The 2,776-nt window shown below is 50.9% G+C and carries 2 protein-coding genes and 1 pseudogene; 2 read left to right on the top strand and 1 reads right to left on the bottom strand.

All coding sequences use genetic code 11. From position 1 onward, the window contains the following. On the top strand, positions 1-334 hold a 334-nt coding region (locus RT21_RS22770; protein ID WP_046164451.1), incomplete at its 5' end, for a tyrosine-type recombinase/integrase. A gap of 613 nt (positions 335-947) precedes the next feature. Here the strand turns inward: RT21_RS22770 and RT21_RS22760 are convergent. Then, the gene (locus RT21_RS22760; RefSeq protein WP_015275572.1) at positions 948-1,994 is read right to left on the bottom strand and encodes a hypothetical protein; all 1,047 of its coding nucleotides are present in this window, start codon (positions 1,992-1,994) and stop codon (positions 948-950) included. A gap of 198 nt (positions 1,995-2,192) precedes the next feature. On the opposite strand from RT21_RS22760, the pseudogene RT21_RS22755 reads away from it, so the two are divergent. Further along, positions 2,193-2,297: pseudogene (locus RT21_RS22755) on the top strand (integrase); the annotation flags it as partial. Positions 2,298-2,776: the final 479 nt, after the last annotated feature.

The raw sequence follows: 2,776 nt of genomic DNA, 5'->3' as shown, positions 1-2,776 counted from the left end.
ATTTGATCTTAGGGAACGGCACATCGCCATACATCATGCCCAGCCCCGCAGCGAGGATTGCCTTTTTCCGAGCCGGCTGCATATCTCAGACCATCTATCCACTCGTCAATACGCTCGTATCGTCAAAGGTTGGGTGAAAGCCATTGGCCCTGATCCAGCCCTGTATGGCATTCACACAATAAGACGTACGAAGGCATCGCTGATCTATCGCAGGACGAAGAACCTGCGGGCAGTTCAACTGTTGCTCGGCCATACGAAGCTGGAGAGCACCGTTCGATATCTGGGGATTGAGGTCGATGATGCCCTAGAGATGGCGGAACAGACCGAGGTTTGACCATGCATAGCGACGGTCGAAGCCAGGCCGTCGCTAACCGGCCAATAGCCGCCCTAGTCTGCCCACCAGTTCGGTATGACAGATGCTAGGCCGGTCAGGGCGCCGACTACCCCAATCATGATGCTACTCCAGAAGGTTACCGGCTCGCGGCGCTGCCTACGCTCCTCGCGGATGTCTGCCCTGACAATGCGAATGCCAGCATCTGTGAGATACCTGGGCTCCCGCGGGTCGCTATCAAATTCGACTCGCCCCCAGAAAGTCCTGTCATCGCGATCAGGCAGTGGGACACCGAGGCGGTCTGCCTCTATCATCCAGTACTCGGTCAAGATCAGCAGCCGCCATTCGTACAGACTGTCCGACTTCTGAATATAGTCCTGAAGCTGTCCATCCTGTTCCGGTTGGACGGTGTGGGGCGGGTGCATCTTCTCCAGTTCGGACCTGGCTTTTTCGCACTTGGCCAACTCAGATCGCATCACTCGGTAATGCTTTGTCCACATCGCTCGCCCCTCCCTTGGAAGAGCGCGACGCTACCTGACTGCAAATCTGAATACCACCTTGCCCGGCCGAATCCTTGCCCGATGCGCGGCCGGCGGGCGTGCCGTGGAGTATAGGGCTAGCCCAAAATAATAGGGGATGGAAGAATCGATTGAGCATTCGGCTGAACGTATCGTCGGGATAATAGGCATTTAGTAAAATTCAATGCCAATGCTTCGGAATCAGTGGTAACTCCCGGCTGTAACATGCTACCGCGCCCTTCGACAAGAATGGCTGCAAACGACAATAAGCTAATTAAATTAAAAAGCCGCAAGAAATTACTCGGTGTTGCGTAGCCTTTAAAGAATCCATGCGCAATCCCATGCCGATTTAAAACAAAGTGCGATGGTAACGACTCTGTATGACCGTAAAAACACCCACGGAAGTACATTTCCATGCTCTCCAGCATCTGCACTCGCTCATGATATCGACTTAAATAGTTTATCGTTAATTCCTTGTCTGGATACCAATCATAACCTGCGACCAGTCGTTTCAACTCACCTTGCTTTATTCGATGAAAAACCTTTAGAAGCGTCTCTATATTCACGGCATCCTTAACTGGAAGAGAGACGTGCTTTCCAAGCTCTCTTAGGAACCCTTCTATGCAAGGCAGAATTCCAACAATTGCCACGCCGTACAGACCCAGACAGTATGCCTTTACAGCCTCAATCAGCTGTTCTTGATACTGAGCAAAAGTGATGCGCTGAGACCATGCCCCACAAATCAGGTCGGCCATTCGTGGGGGCGTGTACATTTCCAACAGCATATTATTCGCGTGAGCGTACCTTTCCTCTTCACTGTTGCTTTTCGAGATTTTTCCGCCGTATTCAGATAGAAATCCAAAGCTATGATATGGGGGGAGTACTATCTCAGTAGTCGCAAACGTATCTCTGTACCAAGCTAGCCCAGAGCCCACTTTGATTTCCGAAAGATCTCTTGGAAAAAATGCACACTCACCAGATGAAACAATTTTATATCCGCGAATATCCCGAAAACAGCTCAGCTTCGCTTCCTGCAAACTATCAAACTCATGCTTCCCTCGATGTAAGCAAGCTTCTACTGCTTTTATTCCTCGCCCCAGCGCCATCGATTTTCTGCACTGCTTGTAAGCCTTAGCGAAGTCCATAGCTGCCCTTGTTATTCGACCCACTGATTCGATCGAACCTACCTGACAACACCTAGCCACGCAAACCATCTGCCGGCGCAGCCCGGCGGTAATGACTGACACGCAATTATTAGACGAATTTGAACGTCAGCTTCTGGCCGGTTAGCGACCATTGCTCTGGCTAGCCATCCTTGTCCTCCCACACGTGGAGGACTTGCCATGAACATCATCGCTACCTGGAGCCGTCAGCCCTGGAACAAAGGGAAATTGGTCGGGCAGAAAATCCCGCTCCGACTGAGAGATATCTGGGCGATCCGAGTAAGGGGTCATGCCGAGATATAAGTAAAATTCACTCACTTCGCACGTAACGTGTTGATGCCAAGAGAATTTACCAAATCGACCGCACAGCCTCTGATCGTGGACTATCTTTTCTGACTCCTCAGAAAAGGAGTTCCTATGGCTTCATTAGAGCGTACGGCGTATCCCACTCTGCCAAAGGCGTATTCAAAAGCAGAGTACCTGCGCTTAGGCTTTTGCACGGTTCGGTATTCATCAAAATGAAGCGGCCGAGCATCGAACAATGGAGGCATAGGCTAGGCCAGCAGGCGGTATCTGCGCGAGCTACTTTTCCAGCAGCTCGCTTCAACATACATACGACCTGACATACCAGAGAACCTGACAGAAATGTAATGGTTACTTCAGCCTTTGGTCAGGACGCTTTGCATATATTGGCTGTCAGACGCTGCAAGCATTGAAAAACCGCAAATGTCCCTGCAATAGGCCAAGTTCGTCGCTAACCAATC

It is taken from the genome of Pseudomonas sp. 10B238 (genome assembly GCF_000970615.1).
In the GTDB taxonomy this organism is placed as follows: Bacteria; Pseudomonadota; Gammaproteobacteria; order Pseudomonadales; family Pseudomonadaceae; genus Stutzerimonas.
The sequence above is the reverse complement of the archived record's forward strand: the minus strand, read 5'-3'. Positions and strand labels throughout refer to the sequence as shown.